General features: G+C 62.0%; 19 protein-coding genes and 1 pseudogene. 3 read left to right on the top strand and 17 right to left on the bottom strand.

Annotation, left to right across the window (positions count from 1 at the left end):
* Window positions 1-126: 126 nt before the first annotated feature.
* On the top strand, window positions 127-1,149 hold the full coding sequence (locus ATC00_RS23615) for a zinc ABC transporter substrate-binding protein (RefSeq protein WP_064254628.1): 1,023 nt from the start codon (window positions 127-129) through the stop codon (window positions 1,147-1,149).
* A 91-nt stretch (window positions 1,150-1,240) separates the two neighbouring features.
* Here the strand turns inward: ATC00_RS23615 and ATC00_RS23610 are convergent, their stop codons facing one another.
* From ATC00_RS23610 to ATC00_RS23550, 13 genes are all read right to left on the bottom strand, one after another.
* Window positions 1,241-1,612: an RcnB family protein gene (locus tag ATC00_RS23610; protein ID WP_037386233.1), complete on the bottom strand. Its 372-nt coding sequence runs from the start codon at window positions 1,610-1,612 to the stop codon at window positions 1,241-1,243.
* A gap of 125 nt (window positions 1,613-1,737) precedes the next feature.
* A complete protein-coding gene (locus ATC00_RS23605; RefSeq protein ID WP_459550346.1) occupies window positions 1,738-3,354 on the bottom strand; it encodes a glycoside hydrolase family 43 protein in 1,617 nt (538 codons plus the stop codon).
* A gap of 110 nt (window positions 3,355-3,464) precedes the next feature.
* Window positions 3,465-4,913 (bottom strand): TRAP transporter large permease, encoded by a 1,449-nt coding sequence (locus ATC00_RS23600; protein WP_064254626.1) that lies wholly within the window; start codon window positions 4,911-4,913, stop codon window positions 3,465-3,467.
* Entirely contained in the window at window positions 4,910-5,518 is a 609-nt protein-coding gene (locus tag ATC00_RS23595; protein WP_064254625.1) for a TRAP transporter small permease subunit, read from the bottom strand. The genes ATC00_RS23600 and ATC00_RS23595 overlap by 4 nt, the downstream gene beginning before the upstream one ends.
* 181 nt (window positions 5,519-5,699) lie before the next feature.
* Window positions 5,700-6,809: a TRAP transporter substrate-binding protein gene (locus tag ATC00_RS23590; RefSeq protein ID WP_037386241.1), complete on the bottom strand. Its 1,110-nt coding sequence runs from the start codon at window positions 6,807-6,809 to the stop codon at window positions 5,700-5,702.
* Window positions 6,810-7,097: 288 nt separating this feature from the next.
* On the bottom strand, window positions 7,098-8,126 hold the full coding sequence (gene mgrA / locus ATC00_RS23585) for an L-glyceraldehyde 3-phosphate reductase (RefSeq protein ID WP_064254624.1): 1,029 nt from the start codon (window positions 8,124-8,126) through the stop codon (window positions 7,098-7,100).
* Window positions 8,127-8,334: 208 nt separating this feature from the next.
* The gene (locus ATC00_RS23580) at window positions 8,335-9,468 is read right to left on the bottom strand and encodes a Gfo/Idh/MocA family protein (protein ID WP_064254623.1); all 1,134 of its coding nucleotides are present in this window, start codon (window positions 9,466-9,468) and stop codon (window positions 8,335-8,337) included.
* A gap of 15 nt (window positions 9,469-9,483) precedes the next feature.
* The gene (locus ATC00_RS23575) at window positions 9,484-10,245 is read right to left on the bottom strand and encodes a sugar phosphate isomerase/epimerase family protein (protein ID WP_064254622.1); all 762 of its coding nucleotides are present in this window, start codon (window positions 10,243-10,245) and stop codon (window positions 9,484-9,486) included.
* Window positions 10,246-10,357: 112 nt separating this feature from the next.
* Window positions 10,358-12,832: a beta-mannosidase gene (locus tag ATC00_RS23570; RefSeq protein ID WP_064254621.1), complete on the bottom strand. Its 2,475-nt coding sequence runs from the start codon at window positions 12,830-12,832 to the stop codon at window positions 10,358-10,360.
* An 81-nt stretch (window positions 12,833-12,913) separates the two neighbouring features.
* Complete coding sequence (locus ATC00_RS23565; protein WP_064254620.1) at window positions 12,914-13,999, bottom strand: ABC transporter ATP-binding protein; 1,086 nt, start codon at window positions 13,997-13,999, stop codon at window positions 12,914-12,916.
* Window positions 14,000-14,005: 6 nt separating this feature from the next.
* Window positions 14,006-14,941, bottom strand: coding sequence for a carbohydrate ABC transporter permease (locus ATC00_RS23560; RefSeq protein WP_052035554.1), 936 nt, complete (start codon window positions 14,939-14,941; stop codon window positions 14,006-14,008).
* A 1-nt stretch (window position 14,942) separates the two neighbouring features.
* Window positions 14,943-15,851, bottom strand: coding sequence for a carbohydrate ABC transporter permease (locus ATC00_RS23555; protein WP_064254619.1), 909 nt, complete (start codon window positions 15,849-15,851; stop codon window positions 14,943-14,945).
* Between the two features lie 197 nt (window positions 15,852-16,048).
* Window positions 16,049-17,284: an ABC transporter substrate-binding protein gene (locus tag ATC00_RS23550; protein ID WP_037386260.1), complete on the bottom strand. Its 1,236-nt coding sequence runs from the start codon at window positions 17,282-17,284 to the stop codon at window positions 16,049-16,051.
* Window positions 17,285-17,732: 448 nt separating this feature from the next.
* Between ATC00_RS23550 and ATC00_RS23545 the strand changes: the two genes are divergently transcribed.
* Window positions 17,733-18,794, top strand: a complete 1,062-nt coding sequence (locus ATC00_RS23545; RefSeq protein ID WP_064254618.1) for a LacI family transcriptional regulator — start codon at window positions 17,733-17,735, stop codon at window positions 18,792-18,794.
* A gap of 22 nt (window positions 18,795-18,816) precedes the next feature.
* On the opposite strand, the gene ATC00_RS23540 is transcribed toward ATC00_RS23545, so the two are convergent.
* From ATC00_RS23540 to ATC00_RS23530, 3 genes are all read right to left on the bottom strand, one after another.
* Entirely contained in the window at window positions 18,817-19,296 is a 480-nt protein-coding gene (locus ATC00_RS23540; RefSeq protein WP_072642816.1) for a tetratricopeptide repeat protein, read from the bottom strand.
* Window positions 19,250-20,515 carry an adenylate/guanylate cyclase domain-containing protein gene (locus ATC00_RS23535; RefSeq protein ID WP_234782412.1) on the bottom strand — a complete coding sequence of 422 codons (1,266 nt, stop codon included), beginning with the start codon at window positions 20,513-20,515 and terminating at the stop codon, window positions 19,250-19,252. Before ATC00_RS23535 ends, ATC00_RS23540 begins: the two co-directional genes overlap by 47 nt.
* Before the next feature lie 191 nt (window positions 20,516-20,706).
* Window positions 20,707-21,381 carry a hypothetical protein gene (locus tag ATC00_RS23530; protein WP_064254615.1) on the bottom strand — a complete coding sequence of 225 codons (675 nt, stop codon included), beginning with the start codon at window positions 21,379-21,381 and terminating at the stop codon, window positions 20,707-20,709.
* Window positions 21,382-21,585: 204 nt separating this feature from the next.
* Between ATC00_RS23530 and ATC00_RS23525 the strand changes: the two are divergent.
* A pseudogene (locus tag ATC00_RS23525) lies at window positions 21,586-22,184 on the top strand (YdeI/OmpD-associated family protein).
* A gap of 24 nt (window positions 22,185-22,208) precedes the next feature.
* On the opposite strand, the gene ATC00_RS23520 reads toward ATC00_RS23525, so the two are convergent.
* Window positions 22,209-22,478: a hypothetical protein gene (locus tag ATC00_RS23520; protein ID WP_064254614.1), complete on the bottom strand. Its 270-nt coding sequence runs from the start codon at window positions 22,476-22,478 to the stop codon at window positions 22,209-22,211.
* Window positions 22,479-22,551: the final 73 nt, after the last annotated feature.

The raw sequence follows: 22,551 nt of genomic DNA, 5'->3' as shown, positions 1-22,551 counted from the left end.
GGCTATCGCACACGTTATAGCATAACGCAATTGATGTAATAACATTACATGGCGATGCCGCGCAATCTCGGAAGCGCAGATTCGCTGGTGCGATTTGAACATTGAACTGCAACCTCGGAGAATCCGATGAAATCGACGCCTGCCCTCCTCCTGCTCTCCCCCCTCCTGCTGTCGTCGCCCGCCTGGGCGGGGGCTCCCAATGTGGTGGTCTCGATCAAGCCGATCCATTCCCTCGTCGCCTCGATCATGCAGGGCGTCGGCGAGCCCTCGCTGATCGTCGAAGGCGCCGCCTCACCCCATACCTACAATATGAAGCCTTCAAACGCCGCCGCCCTGCAGGCGGCAAACCTGGTGTTCTTGGTCGGCCCCGGGCTCGAGATCTTCCTTGAAAAACCGCTTGAAGCCCTCGGCGGCGACGCCAAAGTGGTCGAACTCAGCGAGGCGCCCGGTATCGAGAAACTGAAATTCCGCGAAGGCGGCGCCTTCGAACCGCACGACGATGACGATCAGCATGGCGAGGAAGGGCACGAGCACGGTGCCGAGGACGCCAGCCACGAGGGGCACGATGCCGACGCCCATGGCGCCGCAGCGGAGGAAGCCGAGCACCATCACGCTCACGGCGAAAGCGAATTCGACATGCATCTGTGGCTCGACCCGATGAATGCCAAGGCAATGGCCGCCGAGATCGAGAAGACGCTCGCCGAAGCTGACCCCGCCAATGCCGCGGCTTACCGGACGAATCTGGAGAAGCTGAACCAGAGGCTCGATGGCCTGGACAAGAGCCTCGCCGAGACGGTCGCACCGATCAAGGACAAGCCCTTCATCGTCTTCCATGATGCCTATCAATATTTCGAGCACCGCTACGACGTGCGCGTCGCCGGCTCGATCACCGTCAGCCCGGAGGTGCTGCCGGGCGCGGAGCGGCTTTCCGAGATCCACGCCAAGATCGAGGATCTCGGCGCCACCTGCGTCTTTGCCGAACCGCAATTCGAGCCGAAGCTGGTCAATGTCGTGCTAGAGGGCACGCCGGCCAAGTCCGGCACGCTCGACCCGGAGGCGGCCACTCTGGAGGCAGGCCCGGATCTTTACTTTCAGCTGATGGAAAATGTCGGCGCTTCGCTGAAGGACTGCCTTTCTTCGGCCAGTTAACCCTCCTGGAAGCGAGAGCGGGCTCGCAGGAGCCCGCCTTCTTCATGACGGCGTCGAGCGCCGAATTCCTCTCGTCCCTCGCATTCACATACTAATGGGCCGAGGCCAAGCCGACGATGACACCCGTAGCAAGGCTGATCAGCAGCAAGTCATTGTCGACGCGCACCCATTGCTGGCCGCGCGGCGGGGTTCGCAGCCTATAGCGCCGGTAATCGCGGACATAGGCCATATGGCGCCGCTCGGACGGGCTCAGCCTATCGCCGCGCGCCCAGCGGTATTTCTTGATGATCACGCGCTTTTCGATGGTCTTTTCGACCCGCTTCTCGACATGGCGATCGACCGGCCTGTGACGATAGCGATCATGCGCCTGTGCAAGCTCGAAGGAGGCGCCGGTCGTCTGAGCGAACGCCATCGGCGTGGCTAGGAATGAACTGGCGACGAGCGCGATCAGGAGGCGTTTCATGGGGTTTCCTTTCTTGTCTGCTCCCGAAAACTAGTCCCCGCCTCCTGAACAGAACATGAAATCGAGATTACATTTATGTAATGATAATCGATGCTTATAAGAATTTTCTTACAAACAATCTCAGATCACAAACCAAGCGCCTGATAGCGAAAGCGGTCGAAATCCGCCGGCATTCCGCTGCCGGATGTGTCGAAGGCGAACATGCCGGCAAAGGCGCCGGTGAAAGAGCCGTGCTCGCCGCGGCCGCCCTCGTCCGAAACGACGCCCGCATCCAGCATGGGCCCGATGGAGGTCCAATCCTCCTCAGCGTTGGCCCGCCAGAAGAACTGGAGTTCGTTGTCCCTGACCTCCATCGCCAGGTGAACCGCGCCATCCGGAATAGCCACGCCGCTCCCTGCCGGATACTCCAGACGTCCGTGCGGAAAATCACCCGGGCACGAAAGGATGGTGACGACGCGGCCGAGCGTCTCGTGGCAGGTGACGCCGAGCGCGTGGAACTTGTGGCGGTTATAATAGTGCGTCAGGCCGGCGACCTGCTGGTAGGTATGGGGTGCAAAGTCGACGACCGTCTCGGCTCGGAACGAATGATGCTCCTGGCGCCTCGCCACGAGCGCCTGCTCGAACCAACTGCCGATGCTTTCGCGGCCGAAGAGGCGCAAATGTCCTTCGCGCCTCTCCGGCGAGAAGATTCGCTCCGGCAGCGGCGTGCGCAGCCATTGAAACTCAGGCGCAAGGGTCGTCTCGTCGAAATCCGTCTCGATGACGGCGGGCTGCGAAAGAAAGCTCGTCTCGGCCGGAGCCGGGACGCTTAGCTCCGGCACGATGCCGCCGCTTTCCAGATAAAGCCAACCGTCTTCCCGCCAGACGCACTTCTGCAGGGCCGTCTCGCGGCCGAGCGTGCAGCGGCGATGCGGCGGCAGCGGCCGGCCGCAAAGATGCGTGTGATAGGCCTGCCCATCCGGCGTCTCGACATATTGACCGTGGCCGGCCCGCTGCAGCGGCGCCTCCGGATGATCCTTCGAGGTGATGAGATGAACCTGCGGGTGCATCTCATACGGGCCGTCGATCGTCCGCGAGCGCGCCATGGTCACCGCATGGTCGTAGCCCGTTCCCCCCTCCGCCGTGGTCAGGTAATACCAGCCATCACGTTTGAAGAGATGCGGACCCTCGACGAGACCGAGCGGACTGCCGGCGAAGATGTTCTTGACCGGACCGACGAGCTTGCGCGTCCGCTCGTCCCATTCCTGCAGCAAGATGCCGTCGAAGGCCGGATGCTTCGGCGCACCGCCAAAACTCTCGGTGCGATGGTTCCACTGCATGTTCAGGAACCACTTGCGGCCGTCCTCATCATGGAAGAGCGACGGATCGAAGCCGGAGGAGTTTACATAGACGGGGTCGGACCAGGTCGCCTCCACCGCTTCGGCTGTGACGATGTAGTTGTGCGCATCCTTGAAGTTGCCGTCGAATCGCTTCACGTCCGTATAGACGAGCCAGAACAGCCCGTCGCAATAGGAAAGGCACGGGGCCCATATCCCGCAGCTGTCGGGATTGCCGCGCATGTCGAGCTGGCTCGCCCTCTCCAGCGGCCGACGGACGAGACGCCAGTTCACGAGATCGCGCGAGTGGTGGATCTGCACGCCCGGAAACCACTCGAAGGTGGACGTCGCGATGTAATAGTCGCCGCCAACCCGGCAGATCGACGGGTCGGGATTGAAGCCCGGCAGGATCGGATTGCGGATCATCGCGGTCATGAGAAAGCTCCCTCGCTCATGCTGACGTACCAGTCACGCGCCAATGCGGTTTCATGAAATGGCCCGGCGGGAAGGCCGAAGCCTACCCGCCACTCCACCTGTCAGAACTTCGGTGGAGAATCGAGCCCGAAAGACGGAGGCGAATCAAGTCCATTCTGCGTGCCGCCGTCGGCACCCGGCACGAGACTCTTGATCGTATCGAGGTCCTGGACGACCTCCTTGTCGAGGAAGAAGGTGACCATTTCGGGGAAGGCGATCAACAGACCCACCAGGATGAGCTGCAGGCAGAGCCAGGGGATCGCACCAAAGTAGATGTCGCGCGTGCGAATCGTCCTGGGGGCTATGCCGCGCAGGTAGAACAGCGCGAAGCCGAAGGGCGGATGCATGAAGCTCGTCTGCATGTTGGCGCAGATCATCACCCCGAACCAGATGAGGTCGATGCCGAGTGCGGTCGCGGCCGGTGCCAACAACGGGATGATGATGAAGGCGATCTCGAAGAAATCGAGGAAGAACGCCATGATGAAGACGAAGATGTTGACGAAGATCAGGAAGCCGACAACCCCGCCCGGAAGCGACGTCAGCATGCTTTCGATCCAGTGTCCGCCGCCCACACCCTGGAACACGAGGCTGAACACACGGGCGCCGAGCAGAATGAAGACGACCATGGCCGTCAGCCGCATGGTGATGTCCATGCCCTGATAGACGAGGTTCCAGGTCAGCCGCCGGTTCAGCCAGGCGAGAATGAAGGCGCCGACGACGCCCATCGCACCCGCCTCAGTCGGCGTCGCCAGCCCCATGAAGATCGTGCCGAGGACGACGAAGATCAGCGCCAGCGACGGCACCATGCCGCGGATGCATTTCCTGTAGAGCGGCCAGCCGCGGAGCGTGCGCGCTTCAGGGGGCAGCGCCGGCACATGATCGGGCTTGAAGATGCTGAGCAGGAAGACCCAGCCCATGAACAGCAGCACCTGGACGATGCTGGCGCCGGTCGCACCGATATACATGTCGCCGGGCGATCTCTGCAGCTGGTCCGCCAGAACGATCAGCACCAGCGAGGGCGGAATGAGCTGCGTGATCGTGCCTGAGGCCGCGATGACGCCGGTCGCATGGCGCACGTTATAGCCGTATTTCGTCATGATCGGCAGCGAGATCAGCCCCATGGCGATGACCGAGGCGGCGACCGTACCGGTGATCGCTCCGAGGATGGCACCGACGAGGATGACCGCATAGGAAAGACCGCCGCGCACGCCGCCGAAAAGCTGCCCGAACCCCTCGAGCAGGTCCTCGGCGAGCCCGCATCGTTCGAGAATGACGCCCATGAAGGTGAAGAACGGGATCGCCAGCAAGAGCTCGTTCGAGACCACCGAAAAGAGCTGGTAAGTAAGATTACCGAGGAAGTCCGGCGCGATCAGGCCGAGCTCGATTGCGATCAGCCCGAAGAAGAGCCCTACCGCCGCCAGCGAGAAGGCCGCCGGGTAACCGATGACCATGAAGAAGATCAGCCCTAGGAACATCAGGGGCGCGATGTTGTGTACGAACCAGTCCATCATTGCAGCGGCTTCTCGTAGGCGAATTCACGGACATAGTTCGTGGTCAGAGCCAGAATGCATTTGATGATCTCGGCAACGCCCTGCAGGGCGACCAGCCCGAAGCCGACCGGAATCAGCAGCTTCACCGGCCAGCGCGGCAGACCGCCGGCATTGAGCGAGCCCTCATTCGTAACCCAGGACTGAACGAACCAAGGCCAGGTGAAGTAAATCATCAGCAGACACATGGGCAGCAGGAAGAAAATGCCGCCGAGCAGGTCGATCCAGGTGCGCGTACGCTCGCTGACCCAGCCGTAGAACAGGTCGACCCGCACGTGCTCGTTCATCTTCAGCGCCCACGGCCCGCCGAGCAGAACGATCGCGGCAAACATGTACCACTGCATTTCCGAGAGCGTATTGGAGTTGTTGCGGTATAGATCGAGCATGCCGCCGAAGATGTGCAGCCCGCCGTAATTGCGCTCCAGCCAGAGAAGCGAGTCCGTGCTGTAGCGAAAGATCGCATTAAAAGCGGAGACCAGCGAACAGAAGAGCACGAGGTAGATGGCAATGATGCCGATGCGCCTGCTCAAGCCGTCGATCACCGCAATGAGTCGCAGTGCCAATTGCAATGTATTCCCCTCCCGTCCTTCGCGAACGGTTCGCCGAACCGGCCCTTGTTCTTCTATGGCCGGCCTCAGATCACGATGCACGGCGCCTCCGAACATCGCCCCTCACACCAAGTGGAAGGCGGGCACGCGCCCGCCCGCCTTCTCTTCTATCCGGGTCTAGCGCCGGCGCCTCAGCCCTGCGTCAGCCGAGCTTGCCGCCGCGCTGAAGCTGCATCATGAAGGTGTCGTTGGCATACTCCGCTACCTGCAGCCACAGGAAGTAGTCCTTGCGGAAGGCCTTGATCGAACCCCAGATCTTCTTGAAGTTCTCGTTCTTCTCTTCCATTTCCGCATAGGTGGATTCGGCGGCTTCGAAGCAGGCAGCCAGGATTTCCGGACTATAGGGCTGGAGCTTCGCGCCGTTGGCGACAAGCTTCTTGATCGCCGTCGGGTTCAGGTGATCATACTTCTGCAGCATGTTGGCATCGGTCGCCTGAGCGGCGGTGCGGACCAGCGCCTGATAGTTCTTCGGCAGTTCGTCGAACTTCGCCTTGTTGAACATCAGATGCACCGTCGGACCACCCTCCCAGAAACCCGGGTAGTAGTAGTAAGGCGCGACCTTCTGGAAGCCGAGCTTCTCGTCGTCATAGGGACCGACCCATTCAGCCGCGTCGATCGTGCCCTTTTCCAGCGCCTGGTAGATTTCGCCGCCCGCGATCTGCTGCGGAATGACGCCGAGCTTGGCGACGATGGCACCGGCGAAGCCTCCGATGCGGAACTTGAGGCCCTGCAGGTCGGCGACCGTCTTGATCTCCTTGCGGAACCAGCCGCCCATCTGCACACCGGTATTGCCGCCCGGATAGACCACCAGGTTCTGACCAGCGAAGAACTCGTTGATGAGATCGATACCGCCACCGTGATAGTGCCAGGCGTTCATGCCGCGAGCGTTGAGGGCGAAAGGCACGGCCGAAGCGAGCGCCCAGGTCGGATCCTTGCCCCAGTAGTAGTAGGCGACCGTATGGCAAGCCTCGACGGTGCCGGCCGAGACGGCATCGGCGGCCTGCAGGCCAGGCACGATCTCGTTGGCCGCGAAGACTTGAATCTCGAAATTGCCATCCGTTGCTTCGGAGATGTGCTTGGCGAAAACCTCTGCACCGCCGTAGATCGTGTCGAGCCCCTTGGGGAACGACGACGTCAAACGCCAAGTCACTTTCGGATTGCTTTGCGCGATGGCCGGCGATGCGAGCGCCGACGCCGCAGCCGCACCGAGGCCGCCGAGGCTCGCATTTTTTATGAATGAACGGCGATCCATAGTTCCTCCCTGGTTCCCGCCATGGCGGTTTCGGCGCCGAACAGCGCCACCGCCTGTTGAGCCCTTTTCTCAGCCGATTCGGGCCGGCGAAGGGTCTCGTTCCTCCTCGTCTGCTGCCGAGCCAACCTCAAACGGGCTTCGCAAATCGGACAACATCAACGCACCATACAGAATAGCGAATGCATGTCCAGCGGCGGCATCGAGCCGCCGCCCCCTACTTTTGTACAGGCTTGGGAAACTATGTCCGGTTGCCATAAATTCAAGGCAAATCAAGGCATTCCGGTGCAATCAGCGTTCGGCTGACGAAGCCCAGAGGTTGATGTCGGCTTCACGGGCGTAGAGGTCGATCTCCGCCAGTTCCTCGGCCGTGAAAGCGTCGTTATCGAGCGCCCTGACGCAATCGACGATCTGCTCGGAACGGCTCGCGCCGATCAGTGCCGAGGTGATGCGGCCGCCGCGCAGCACCCAGGCAAGCGCCATCTGCGCCAGCGTCTGGCCGCGCCGTTCGGCGATAGCGTTCAACTTGCGAATGTTGTCGGTGATCGCAGGACGAATGAAGTCCTTCTTGAGGAAGTGGTTCTGGGCAGCGCGGCTGTCCTCCGGGATGCCAGTCAGATACTTCGTCGTCAGCATTCCCTGCGCGAGCGGCGAGAAGACGATCGAGCCGATGCCGAGCTCTTCAAGGGTGCCGACAAGCCCGTCGTCTTCGACCCAGCGGTTTAGCATGGAATAGCTCGGCTGGTGGATGAGGCACGGCGTGCCGAGTTCCTTGAGGATCGCTGCCGCCTCGCGGGTGCGCTGCGAATTGTAGGAGGATATGCCGACATAAAGCGCCCTGCCCGAGCGGACGATGTGGTCGAGCGCGCCGCAGGTCTCCTCGAGCGGCGTGTCCGGATCGAAGCGGTGGGAATAGAAGATGTCGACATAGTCGAGCCCCAAGCGCTTCAGGCTCTGGTCGCAGGAGGCGATCAGATATTTGCGGCTGCCCCATTCGCCATAGGGACCCGGCCACATGTCGTATCCTGCCTTGGAGGAGATGATGAGTTCGTCGCGCAGATCGGCGAAATCGGTCCTGAGGATTTCGCCGAAGGCCGTCTCGGCCGAACCGGGCGGCGGGCCGTAGTTGTTGGCGAGATCGAAATGGGTGATGCCGAGGTCGAAAGCCGTCCGGCACATGTCGATTTTGCGCTGATGCGGCGTGTCGCCGCCGAAATTGTGCCACAGCCCCAGCGAGATCGCCGGCAGCTTCAGCCCGCTCCGGCCGCAGCGGTTGTACTTCATCTTCTCGTATCGGTTTTCCGCCGGTTGCCAGGCCATGGCTACGCTCCTCGTTTGCGTGATGGGTGCTTTGAATACCCCTCCCCAACCCCTCCCCACAAGGGGGAGGGGCAAGTCGTGCCCGCTGCGATCACGTGCCATTTCCAATTGCGCGACTTGCGTAGAGGTCGAGAGGGCGGTGGAAACGGTCCGGCCGAGAAGCCCCTCCCCCTTGTGGGGAGGCGTTGGGGGAGGGGTTTGTTCGGCCTCACCGCAGCAACGCCTGCGCCTCCTCGATGCCGAGCGCCGCCGGCTGGGTGCAGGTCGTGGACAGAGTCACGAAGCGGCCCTCCTCGCCCGATTTCAAAATCGACACCATGACATCGACGGCATGAAGCGCCCGATCGAGCGAGCAACGCGCGTCGCGGCCGGTCAGGATGGCGTCCGCCAGGTCGGCGAGGCCGGCCGTGCGATAGTTGGCGATCGGGCCGAGCGGATGCTCCCAGTTGTCGACGGCGAACGGGTGCTCCCACATCGTGAGCGGCTGGATCTCCTTGTCCTGGCCGCTGGCCTCGACCGTGCCGCCGAAGAAATTCGGATCCGGTACGAACAACGAGCCTTCGGTGCCGTAGAGCTCCATGTTGGCGTGGCGGTGCGACCAGACATCCCAACTCGCTGAAAGAGTAATCGTCGCGCCGCTGTGGAATTGGAGCAGCGCGTGGATGTTGGTCGGCGTCTTGACCGGGATCACCTCACCCTTCCGCGGCTCGCTGGTGATCGTGCGGGTCTGGCTCGCCATCGAGGAAAGTGCTGCGACGCGCTTCACCGGTCCGATAAGGTTGATGAGATTGGCAATGTAATAGGGCCCGAGGTCGAGCACCGGCCCGCCGCCCGGCAGGAAGAAGAAGTCCGGATTCGGATGCCACATCTCCATGCCGGGGCTCATCACATGGCAGGTCCCCGAGGTGACCCGACCGATCTTGCCCGCGTCGATATGGGCACGGGCAAGCTGGTGCGCGCCGCCGAGGAAGGTGTCCGGCGCCGAGCCGACCATCAGCCCCTTCGCTTTTGCGATCGCCCGCAGTTCCTCGCCCTGCTCGAGCGTCAGCACCAGCGGCTTCTCGGAATAGACATGCTTGCCGGATTCGAGGATTGCCTTCGAAACCGGGAAATGTGCATCGGGGATGGTCAGGTTGACGACGATGTCGATCTCCGGATTGACGAGCATCGCCTCGATGCTTTGCGCCGTCACGTCGAATTCAGCCGCGCGCGCCTCGGCGGCCGCCGGATTGATGTCGGCGCAGGAGATGAGCCTGATGCCCTTGAAGAGCGGCGCGAGCTTGAAATAAGTGGTTGAAATATTGCCGCATCCGATGATGCCGACGCCCAGTTCTTTTGCCATGGAGGTATCCGCTTCTCAGTAGGATTGAATGGAAGCCAGCGAGCGCTTGGCGAAGCGCCGGAAGTCGCTGGGATTGTCGTGCTCGGCGATGAAGTATTTGGCCGAGGCCCTGGAGAGCGCCTGGATGAGCGCCTTCCAGTCTAGCGTGCCCTGCCCGACATCCGCCCAGCCGTCTTCGCTTGCATTCTCGCCCTTTGGCGCGATGTCCTTAACGTGGACGGCGGTGATGCGGCTGCCGTATTTCGAGATCCAGGCAAAGGGATCTGCATCGCCGCGAACGATCCAGGCGATGTCGGCCTCCCAGGAGAGTTCCGGGCCGCCGGCAAAAATCAGGTCGAGCGGTACGGAGCCGTCCGGAAGGGCAAAGAACTCGAAGTCATGGTTGTGCCAGCCGAAGTCGAGCCCCGCCTCGCGGAACGGCTTGCCCGCCGCCTGCAGCCGCGCTCCGAAGGCGCGCCAGCCGGTCGCATCGGTCGGGCGCTGGTCGGGCATCAGATAGGGGCAATAAATGGCGCGGATGCCCAGCGTCTTGGCGATCTTCAGGACGCGCTCCGGATCGGCCTCGAGCATGTCGAGCCCGAAATGGGCGGTCGGCATGGCGAGGCCGTGGCGATCGAGACCGCTCTTGAAACCCGCGATCTCGCCGTCGGTAAGCGATGCGTAGAGCGCACCATAGCCCTCGACCTGCGTGTAGCCGGCTTCGCCGAGAGCGGAGAGCACCTCGGCGAGCGGCGGGAAGTTGCGGGCGCTATAGAGTTGGAAGCTGACGTCTTTCATTGAGAATCTCCTCGTGGGACTTGCGGGAAAGATTGCTGGAAAAAAGGGATAACGACCGCCCATACGTCGGACGCGGAGCCGCGGGCCATTTGCCGGAATACGCCTCACTCGCTCACCCTTTTCCCTGGCAGGATTCGAGATCGCAGGCGGCGAAGCGCGGCAGAGCGCCCTCGGCGAGCCGGGTTCTTGGTGTAAAGCGAATGGTCTTGGATTGGCCCGCCGTCAGGTCGAAGGCATTATCGGAATAGCGGCCTTCGACATCGGCCTCGAGCATGACATGCAGGGCGAGACCAGTCGCGGTCGCAGTGACGTCGAAACTGCCGTCCGGCCGCGATGCCACTTCGAGCGACAGCCCGGACGGCGCGAGATCGAGCGCCTTGTAGGTGCCGTGGACGTAGTGCCCCTGGCCGCGCATGCCGTTGGAGGCCTCGAAGGACCAGAAGAGCAGTGCATCCCGCGGAATGTCGGTTGCGGCGATGCTCACGAGCGTCGCCGCGCGGTCCGGCGAGCAGGAGCCCATGGCGGCCAGCAATGGACGGCGGCTGCCGTCGAGCGCAACGAGGAATGCTTCCAGTTCGATCGTCACCGGCTCGGGTGTATCGTTCACGACTGAGAAGGCGATCTCCCGGCCATCCACCGAAGGAATCGCTGCGACGGCGACCGGCTGGAAGAAGCGGCGCGCCATGTAATGCATGGCCTTCCAATGGCCGCCATAGTCCAGGCTCGACCAGGAGGCGACCGGCCAAGTGTCGTTGAGCTGCCAGTAAAGCGTGCCCATGCAATGGGGCTTCAGCGAGCGCCAGTAGTCAACCGCCGTGCGGATCGCCAGGCCCTGCTGGATCTGGCTCAGATAGACGAAGCTTGGAAAATCCTTCGGGAAGCGGAAATAGCGGAACATGGTGCCGGCGATCCGCTCGTTGCCGCCGGCATTCTTCTGATGCGCCTCCATCACCGGCGAGGCGATATTCAAGTCCCGGGCCTCGGCGAACTGCCGTATCACCGGCATCGACGTATAGGACTGGAAGCCGAATTCCGAGCAGAAGCGTGGCCGAACGGTGCGGTAATTGTCGAACGACTTGTTCTCGTGCCAAACGGACCAGTAGTGCATGTCGCCGGCGCCGTCGGCATGCCAGGCATCGCCGAAATTCAGATACCCCACCGATGGGCTCGAGGGCCACCAGAGCGCCTCCGGTGAGGCGGCCTTCATCGCCCTTTCGACGGTTCGGTTCAAACGATCATAGGAAACCAGATAGCGGTCGCGATCCTTGCGACTTTCCTCGAACCAGGTCAGCGCCCCGACCAGTTCGTTGTCACCGCACCAGAGCGCGATCGACGGATGGGACTGAAGCCTTTTGACCTGATATTCCACTTCCGCGGCAACGTTCTCGAGGAAGTCCGGCGTCGAGGGATAGAGATTGCAGGCGAACATGAAGTCCTGCCAGACGAGCAGGCCGAGCCGGTCGCAGAGATCATAGAACCAATCCGGCTCATAGAAGCCACCGCCCCAGACGCGGATCATGTTCATGTTGGCTTCGACTGCGGAGCGCAACAGGTCCTCGACGCCCTCCGGTGTCACGCGGGACATCAGCGCATCGGCCGGTATCCAGTTGGCGCCGCGGCAGAAAATCTCGCGGCCGTTGACGCGCAGGGCGAAACGGCTGCCGGTCTCGTCCTTGTCGGTGACGAGTTCGAGCGTCCGAAAGCCGATCTGCCGCGTGATGCTCTCCTCGGGCGTTTCCACCGTGAGGATCGAAAGCGCCTGCTCGCCGCTGCCGGCCGGCCACCAGCGCTTGGGGTCCGCCACGTTGAACACATGGGTGATGCGGGTTTCGCCGGCGGCCACGCTGCAGTCCAGGCGCTCACGCAGGCCATCGAGTTCGAAATGGATCGGCAGGATGCCCGGATCGCGGGCATAGAGCTCGACGGTCACCTGCAGGTCGACAGACCCGTCATCGAGCCAGACCTGGCGTGTCGTCACATGTTCGATGCGCGCCGTTTCCAGCCGGCAGAGCGCCGAGGAGCCGTAGACGCCGAGCGGCGCGATGGCGATGTTCCAGTCCCAGCCGAAATGGCATTGCGGCTTGCGCAGCATGTTGCCGTTGGCGATCGGCGAGTTGCCGTCGTGATAGGGCACGTAAAACGGCTGCTCCGCCTGGCGCCGGGTACCTTCGGCGATCGAGGAATGCAGCACGAGGCGGATCCGGTTCTCCCCGGCGACAAGCGCCTGCGACACATCGGGGCGATGGCGGCGGAAGCAATTGTCCACCTGCAAGACGAGCCGATCGTTGACGAAGATCGAGGCGACCGTGTCGATGCTATCGAAATCGAGATACCAGTGTCCCTCGAGATCGCCCGCGTCGATGGCGACCGTGCGCTCGAGCACCCAGTCCTTGTACGCCACCCATTGGACGTCCGCCTCGTTCCTGCCGTGATAGGGGTCGGCAATGATGCCGGCGCGCTGCAGCGCGCTGTGGACGTCGCCCGGCAGTGCGATCGTCAGGGCATGGCTGTTGTCGGCCGAAGCGAGCAGCCAGTCGCCGGAAAGATCGATGCGGATCGGGTCACGATTGTTGATCTCGGAAGGCATTCCCACAGTCCATTCATTGGCCGGTGATTTCGCGCCGGCTTTCATCCGATCAGAGGCCGTCACCGGCCTATCGGATGTTCGTCAAAGTCGATTTTCGCTGGCTGCGTCGAAGATCGAGGCGACGGCCATGTCGAAGGAGAGACGCACCGTGCTGCCCGGAGGGTAGCGCCGCTGACCGGCGATCCGCACCGACATGGATTGGCCGGCAAGCCTCAGCCACAGGAGGTTGTCGGCGCCCATCGGCTCCTCGATGTCGACGGTCGCCGGATGCACCTCGTGCCCTTCCGTCGCCTCGTCGACCTTGACGTGTTCGGGCCTCAGGCCGAGGACCACCTTCTGGCCAGGGTGGAGCCTCGTGCGTGCCGGATAGGACGTGACGTCGAAGGCGACATCATTCACCCGTACGAAACTGCGGCTGTCCTTCGCCTCCACCTCGCCGCGGAAGAAATTCATCGACGGCGAGCCAATGAAGCCGGCAACGAAGAGGTTCTCCGGGGCGTTGTAGATGGTCATCGGATCGGCAAGCTGCTGGATGACCCCGCTCTTCATAACGGCGATTCGGTCGGCGAGCGTCAGCGCCTCGATCTGGTCGTGCGTCACGTAGATCATCGTGTTCTTCAGCGACTGGTGCAGCCGCTTGATCTCAACGCGCAGCTCGGAGCGCAGCTTGGCGTCGAGGTTCGAGAGCGGCTCGTCGAAGAGGAAGACGTCGACGTCGCGCACCAGCGCCCGCCCGATCGCCACACGCTGGCGCTGCCCGCCGGAAAGCTCGGACGGCTTGCGCTTCAGCAAGGGCTGGATCTGCAGGATCTCCGAGGCGCGCTTCACGCGCTTGTCAATTTCCGCCTGCGGAATTTTGGCGACCTGCAGGCCGAAGGAAAGGTTCTTCTCGACGGACATTTGCGGATAGAGCGCGTAGGACTGGAACACCATGCCGATGCCCCGGTCCTTGGGCTCCTCCCAGGTCACATTGCGGTCCTTGATGAAGATCTGACCATCGGACACGTCGAGCAGACCGGCGATGCAGTTTAGCAGTGTCGACTTTCCGCAGCCGGACGAGCCGAGCAGAACGAGGAATTCGCCATGGTCGATGTCGAGATTGAGCCTGTCGAGAACCGTGACGGCGCCGAAATTCAGTGACAGATCCCTGACGGAAACACTTGTCATGCTTGCTTATCCTTTCACTGCACCGGCCGCGATGCCGCGGACAAAGAGCCGACCGGAGACGAAGTAGACGACGAGCGGAACGGCTCCCGTCAAAATCGTTGCCGCCATGTTGACGTTGTATTCCTTCACGCCCTGCACAGAGTTGACGATGTTGTTGAGCTGGACGGTCATCGGATAATACTCCGGCCGCGTGAAGACGACGCCGAACAGGAAGTCGTTCCAGATACCGGTGACCTGCAGGATCATCGCCACCACGAAGATCGGCAGCGACATCGGCAGCATGATCTTGAAGTAGATGGTCCAGAAACCGGCGCCATCGACACGCGCCGCCTTGAAGAGTTCCTCCGGCAAGCCCGCGAAGTAATTGCGGAACAGGAGGGTGAGGATCGGCATCCCGAAGATGGTGTGCACGATGACAAGGCCGGTCAGCGTGCCATAGACGCCCATTTCACGAAGCACGATCACGATTGGATAGATCATCACCTGGTAGGGGATGAAGGCGCCGACGACCAGGATGGTGAAGAAGAGCTCCGCCCCCTTGAAGCGCCAATTCGCCAGAGCGTAGCCGTTCACCGAGGCAACGGCGATCGAAATGATCACCGAAGGCACGGTGATGCGGACCGAATTCCAGAAGCCGCGGGAGAGCCCGTCGCAATTGAGCCCGGTGCAAGCCTCCGCCCAGGCCTTCACCCAGGGTTCGAAGGTGATTTCGAGCGGCGGCGCGAAAATATTGCCGACGCGAATTTCCGGCATGCCTTTGAGCGACGTCACGATCATAACGTAGAGCGGCAGCAGATAGTAAAGCGCCACGACGATCAGGGTGCCGTAGACGATGATATTGCGCCGCGAGAGCCTGCGGCGCGGCTTGCGGCCGCTCGGGCCGGCTTTGATCCGCCCGGTACCCGTCTCATTGGCAGTGAGCGTGCCGTTGCTGGCGACCATGTTATCCACGCTTGCGGCCTCCTCCGAATTCCAGATACGCCCACGGCACGATGATGATGGCGACGGTGATCAGCATCATGGTGGAGGCGGCGAAGCCCTGGCCGAGGTTCTGGGCCTGGAACATGTAGTCGTAGACGTATTTTGCAGGCACTTCCGATGCGATCCCCGGGCCTCCGCTCGTCTGCGCCACGACGAGGTCGTAGACCTTGACGATGCCGCTCGCGATGATCACCAGGGTGGTGATGAAGACGCCGCGCATCATCGGGATGATGATCAGCACATAGGTCTTCCACATCGGGATGCCGTCCACTCGCGCCGCCTTCCAGATATCCTCGTCAATGCCGCGTAAGCCCGCGAGCATCAGGCACATGACGAGCCCCGTGCCCTGCCAGAGCGCGGCAATCAGGATGCCGTAAATGACGATGTCCGCGTCGTAGAGCGGATCGAAGGAGAAGCTCTCCCAGCCAAGCGACCGCACGATGGACTGGATGCCGAATTGCGGGTTGAGGAGCCACTGCCAGACCAGCCCCGTCACGATGAAGGACAGGGCAAAGGGATAGAGCATGATCGTCCGGAAGGTATTCTCGAAGCGGATTTTCTGGTCCATCAGCGCCGCGAGCACGAAGCCGATCACCAGGCTGAAGACCAGCGAGAAGAAGCCGTAGAGTGCAAGGTTCTGGATGGAGATGATCCAGCGCGGCGCCGCCCACAGCCGCTCGTACTGGTCGAGGCCGACGAAGGAGAGACGCGGCAGCAATTTCGAGTTGGTGAACGAGTAGACGACAGTCCAGATCGTGCCGCCGAGGAAGATGACCACGGCTGTCAGGATCATCGGGATCGAGGCGATCTTCGCATTCAGGTTGCGCAGCCACTGGTTCGGCCTGCCCGAACCACGTGTTAGAGCCGTCATGTTTCCTCCTCCGGAACTGCGACAATGTCTGGCGGCGGGCGGCACCGGCGACCAGCAAGCCGCCGAACGTCAACGCCGACCACGGACGTGGCCCCTGCCCTTGACTGCCACGCCCGACCCCGGGTCAGCGGCATCCGGACACGGCGGCAGGCCGAGCGACGGCCTCGCGCAGCAGCGAGGCCGTCAGCAAGCCGCGATCAGTCCGCTGCGGCGATGATTTCGGCGAAGCGCTTCTGAGCGTCTTCCGGCGTCATCGACGGGTTTGCGAAGAACTCGGAGAAGAGGTCTTCCTTCTGCTTCTGACTGTCGGCCGACAGCAGCTGGTCGGTGCCCTGGATCACGTTGCCCTTGGCGAGGATTTCCAGCCCCTTCTTCATGCAGTCGTTGGCGGTTGCGAGGTCCACGTCGCCGCGCACCGGCAGCGAGCCCTTCTTCAGATTGAAAGCGACCTGTGTCTTCGGATTGAGGAGCGTCGATGCCAGCACTTCCTGCGCCTTCGACTTTTCCTCATCCTCGAGCAGCGGAAAATAGAAGGCATCGCCGCCGGTCGAGATCACTTCGTTCACGCCAAGACCCGGAAGGCAAGTGTAGTCGACTCCGGCCTTCTGGCCCGCCACCTGGAACTCGCCCTGGGCCCAGTCACCCATGATCTGGCCGCCGGCCTTGCCGGTGATCACCAGGTTCGTCGCCTGGTTCCAGTCCTGAACATTGGTGCCTTTCGACAGGCGGCGTGCATCGTCGGCGGCCTTGAAGACCTTGGCGATCTCTGCTCCGGCTGCGACTTCCTCATCCTTCTTGGCAAAGACTTGCTCGAACACGTCTTTGCCGGCGATCGCCACCATCAGCACGTCGAACGCGCCGGCCGCCTGCCACGGCTGACCGCCGACGGCAAGCGGTATGATGCCGGCCTTTTCAAGCGCCGGCCCGGCCGCAACGAACTCGTCCCAGTTCTTCGGCACCGGCACACCGGCCTGCTTGAAGGCAGCATTCGAAAGCCACAGCCATTGCCAGGAATGGATGTTGACGGGCGCGCAATAGATCTTGCCTTCGATCGTGCATGAATCGAGCAGGCTGGCCGGCTTGACGATTTCTTTCCAGTTTTCGCGCGTGGCGACATCGGTCAGGTCGCGCATCAACCCGGCCTCGACCAGTTCCTCGGCCTGACGGCCATGGTTGAACTGAGTCGCGCCCATCGGGTCGCCGCCGGTGATGCGGCTGATCATGATCGGCCGCGCCGTGCCGCCGGAGCCGGCGATCGCACCGTCAACCCATTTATTACCGGTCGCGTCAAACGCCTTCGCCAGTTCGGCGACTGCGGCAGCTTCGCCCCCGGACGTCCACCAATGCGTGACCTCCAGATCGGTGGCCTGAGCCAGGCCGAACGGCAGGGCCACGGTTGCAGCCAGAGCGCCGGCCAAAGAACGCAATTTCATGAGTCTCCTCCCTCACTGTAACGTTACCGTAAAAAACTTAGTTCAATCCAATTGCCGACGCAACACCCACAACGGATAATTCAAATTAATTATCCAGCGACATCCGATGATTGTATTCCGAGACCTTCGACACGGCTCCGTTCGGCCCCACTAAGCCGCCACATCGCTTCAATAAAACTCGCTTACCACATTGTTTTGTAACAGTTAATTAAAACGACTGCGAACGGCACGGTCCGTTGAACCTTCGCCAACGCAGCATGATACTGCACTCACCCCTAGTTCAACCCACCGTTTACGGTCTTCGCGGCGCAATAACAAAAGGGCTCGACATTCCTACTGTATCGTTACAGATTTCCCAGAGCGACTTCACGTCGCCCCAATATGGTGCATTTGGGCAAATCGTATATAACGCCGCGGTGAGCTAAGAGACGGGCATTGCGTGACGGGCATGGAAGACAGGACAAGAAACAGGCCAGCGGCAGCGCCACCAACGGAGGGCGGAAGGCCGACATTGAAGACGATCGCCTTCATGACCGGGCTCGGCATCACAACCGTTTCCCGCGCGCTGAAGGACGCGCCCGACATCGGCGCCGAAACCAAGGAGCGGGTGCGACTGGTCGCCAAGCAGATCGGCTATCAGCCGAACCGCGCGGGCGTCCGCCTCAGGACCGGCAAGACGAATGTCATCAGCCTGGTGCTGACGCTCGAGGAAGAGATCATGGGCATCACCAGTCCGATGGTCATAGGGATCACCGAGATCCTCGCCGGCACGCCCTACCACCTCGTCGTCACGCCCTATAGTTCCTCCAAGGATCCGCTCGGGCCGATCCGCTACATTCTCGATACCGGTGCCGCCGATGGCGTGATCATCTCTCGAATGGAGCCACACGATCCGCGCGTGACGCTGCTGACCGAGCGTCAATTTCCCTTCGCCACGCATGGCCGGACCGAAATGGGGATCGCCCATCCCTATCACGATTTCGACAACGGACGCTTCGCCTATGAGGCGGTGCGCAAGCTCGTCGAACGCGGCAGGCGACGGCTGGTGCTCCTGGAACCGCCGCCGCACCTCACCTTCCATTCGCACATGCGCACAGGCTTCGAGCACGGTCTCAAGGATTTCGGCGCGGAGTCTGTCAGCTTCCATCAGGTCAACATCGACTACAGCCTCGTCGCCATCCGCGACGCTTTCGAGAAGCTGATGGGCTCTTCGGACGCCCCCGACGGGATCGTCTCCGGCAGCGGCTCGGGCGCGATTGCACTGATTGCCGGCATCGAGGCGGCACGCAAGAAGCTCGGCGAGGATGCAGACATGGTCTCCAAGGTGCCTAGCGACTTCCTGCGCTGGCTGCGTCCGGAGGTGATGACCATGTATGAGGATATCCGCGTCGCCGGACGTGAACTCGCCAAGGCGGTCATCGGCCGCATCGAGGGCAAGCCTCCCGAAACGCTTCAAAGCCTCAGCCAGCCCGAATTCCAGCCGCCAATGGCACGGTCGCCGGAAGCATAGACTAGGTCGGTCGATCCGCGGGCTACCAGTTGCCCTGCCAGCCCGCCTTGCGGAGACTAGTGCGTATTTGTTCGCGTTGCTCGGGATTGACGAAGCGCGATACGAACTCGCCGAGTTCCTCCTGTCCTTCAGACGAGTTCCGTTGCATTTCGGCGGCTGCCTGTTCGGCCTCACGCTGGCGCCCCAGTTCCACGAGACAACAGGCGAGTGCGCAGTGCGTGGAGGGTAGATCCGGCCGCTTGGCCGCGGCATTGAGCGCCGGTTGAAGCGATTCTTCGTACTCCCCTGTGAGGAAATGCGCGAAGGCCAGGAAATGCAGCCATAGGAATGCAAGCGGATCGTGCGGACTGAGGCGCAGGCCTCTCTGAAATGGCTCAATCGCCTGGCCGGCCCGGCCGAGGAAGAGGCGCGACATGCCGAGGAGCATATAGCCGAGCGCAAAGCTGGGACTGAGGTCAATCGATCTTTGGGCGGCCTCCATTGCCCGATGGAGCCTGCCCATGACGACGCTCATAATTCCCACCGCATAATGCGCATAGGGGTCGGTTTCGGCAAGTTGCGCGGCACGCAGTGCCGCCTGCCATCCCTCCGCCATGTCCCCCGAGGGGTTCTCGCTCCACCGGAAGAACAGCGTCCCTGCGTTGCACCTGCCGAGCCACGTGTATCCTTCGGCGATATTCCGCCACGATCGCCTTGCGAAACAGCTCGCGCGCACAGCGATGCTCGGCCGGCGTGAACTGATAGAAGTGCCACATGCCGCGAAAGATCAGTTCCCAGGCGGTCAGGTTCTCCGGCGCTTTGCGCCGCACCCGTAGGGTCTCCATTCTCAGCATTTCCGGCTCGATCGCGCCGGCAACGCGGTCGACGATCTCGTCCTGCAGCGCGAAGAGCTCCGCCAGGTCACGGTCGTACCGTTCGGCCCAGACATGATGGCCGGTTTCCGCTTCAACCAACTGCGCCGTGACGCGAACCCTGTCGCTCGATTTGCGCGTGCTCCCCTCCAACACATAACGCACGCCGAGTTCACTGCCTATCTGCTGCACCGTGGCGGCGCGGTTCTTGTAGGTGAAGCTCGAATTGCGGGCGATGACGAAAAACCACCGGAACTTTGCGAGGGCCGTAATAAGATCCTCTGTCAGGCCGTCAGCAAAGTAATCCTGCTCGGCATCTCCGCTCATATTGACGAATGGCATCACCGCGATCGACGGCTTGTCCGGCAAGGCCAAAGAGCCGCTCTGGAGCTCGGTTATCGGCACAGGCGGCTCCATGCTGGAGCGGACGCGATAGGCGCGCACCGGTCGCGCGATATTTTTCAAGGTTTTTTCGCCGAGGCACTCACACGCAAAGCTTAGCTTCCCGACGATTTGATCATGCACGGAAGCAGAGATACAGATGTCGCCCGGTTCGTCGAGCGTCTGCAGCCGCGCCGCTATGTTGACCCCGTCTCCGAAGAGATCGCCGCCGCGGGCGATTACGTCGCCAAGATTGATGCCGATGCGGAACATCATGCGGCGGCGTTCGGGGAGATCGATATTGCGGCGGCCGAGGGCGCGCTGAATAGCGACGGCGCAACGCACCGCCTGTACGGCACTTGCGAACTCGACCATGACGCCATCGCCAGCCATGTTGAACACCCGACCGCGGTGTTCCGCGACAAGACCCGCAATGATCTCCTGATACTTAGTAAGTAGGCTGAGCGTCGCCTCTTCGTCTTCCGACATGAGACGGCTGTATCCAGCGACGTCGGCAGCCAGGACAACGGCCAGATGGCGTCCCTTTGCTTCATTCGTCGGCACTAGCCCCTCCCTCGCCCCTCCATGGATCAAGTCTACACCTTGCCGGACGCCTTCATCCAGAGGCGACACCGATGAGATGCACCGCCGCGGACGAACATTTCAGATTTCACAATGTTTCAAAGGACGCAGCCGCACCTCGCGGATCGGGCATAGGAGACGATCTCGGCCCGTTTGCTGCGCCCGTCGCCGAGGAATTCGTCGACGGCCGCGGCGACGTCGCTCGGCCGGTACCGTGCCCAATGGCCGAGGCCATGGAGGGCTGCTTCCTGGCACGCGATCGAGCTGAGCCCTAGCGTGCGGCGCATGACATCGATCGCTGCCTTCTGCATGCGGTCGCAAGAAGGATCGTCCGGGAGCGCCAAACACGGGAACTCGTCCCACCACATGTAACAGACAGTGTTCAGGGGAGCTGCGCCGGGCTCGTCTATGTGACCCAACACAGCAGCACAGCGAGGGGCGAACAGATCGGTGAAGACGTTCTCAATGGCTTCAATGCAGGAGAGCCGCGCCGCCGTCGGCGTAGAGGTGCTGTAGAACCACCCGTTGTCACCCGAGGCGCTGGTGCTCAGGAGATAGGCGAGGCCCTGGGCAATCTGCGCATCGGAGAAGCTGGCGAGCGAGTGCTCAGTTGTAGAAAAGAGCCTCATGAAGTACTCGATGGCGACGGGCGGCTCCGGATTCCACCATGGAGGGTCTTCATCGAAGAACCAAGGGTAGCCGTGCGGCCGGATCGCGTGGCCAAAGGCGTGCTCGAGCCAGGCATCGTAGCTCAGGTTCGAAACCGCGGGCATGCAAACCTCTTCCTTGAAGCCAAGTTAATGCGCAGAGCGTCGCGGGGGTCAATCGTCCGCTTCGCCAAACCATCTCACGAGCCCATCGCCTACGCCAGTAGCGTTCACTCGGGCCGCTTGTCGATTCGGTCGCAGTTAGGGGCTGGAAGGCAACAGCGGCGCCTTGTAGGCTGCACGCCGATACTGCCAGGAGGAAACTGACTGATGCCGCCCGTCAAGGTCGATCCCGACAAGGTGCACGAGTTCGAGGAAGCCGCAAGCTTCTATGCCTGGCTCGGCAAGCACCACGGCAGGGAGGACGAGGTCTGGATCAAAATCCACAAGGTGGGCTCCGGGCTCAAGTCGATAACGCCCAAGGAGGCCATCGACGCGGTGCTCTGCTGGGGCTGGATCGACGGCATACGCAAGGGGCTTAACGACCAGAGCTATCTCCAACGCTATACCCCGCGGGGCAGGAAGAGCACCTGGAGCCAGATCAATGTCGATAATGTCGCGCGACTGATCGAGGACGGCCGGATGACGGAGCACGGCCTTCGGCAGGTGGAGATGGCCAAGGCCGACGGCCGCTGGGACCGCGCCTATAAGAGCGGCAAGGACATGAAGATCCCCGGCGACCTCCAGGTCGCAATCGAAGCCGAACCAAAGGCCAGGGAGATGCTTGGCAAGCTTAGCGAACAGAACCGCTTCGCGCTCGCCTTCCGCACCCACAACATGAAGACCGAAGCCGGCCGGAAGAAGAAGATCGCGACCTTTGTCGAGAGCTGAAGCGCGGCGAGACGATTTATCCGCAAGGGAAGAAGTGAGGCGATCGAACGCGTGCTTATGCTTCACATGCTCACGGCTGGCCAGTACTTGTCGTCGGTAAAATCCGTCGGGATCGGATTGAGCTGTTCGAGTTTCTCGGCAACGAAATCGATCTGCATCTTCAGATAGCGGATTGAATGCGGGATCGGCGCACCGGTGGCGAGGCTGCGGACCCGCCATTGCTCGTAGCCTGACGCCGTTATGCGCCGCTCCGCCTCGCCGCGGATGCCTGTCGGACCGGTGCCGGACCCAGTGTCGATCGCCTTGCCCCCTTCGATCACCCTGAATTTCATGCTGCCTTCCCGATTGCTCCCTTGCTTGAGATGTCGTGAGCTTGCCGTGGAAGGCCGACCGGCGCCACCCTTC

The sequence above is a fragment of the Sinorhizobium americanum genome, assembly GCF_001651855.1.
GTDB lineage: Bacteria > Pseudomonadota > Alphaproteobacteria > Rhizobiales > Rhizobiaceae > Sinorhizobium > Sinorhizobium americanum.
Note: the sequence above shows the minus strand (reverse complement) of the source record. Positions and strands in the feature narration are given on the sequence as shown.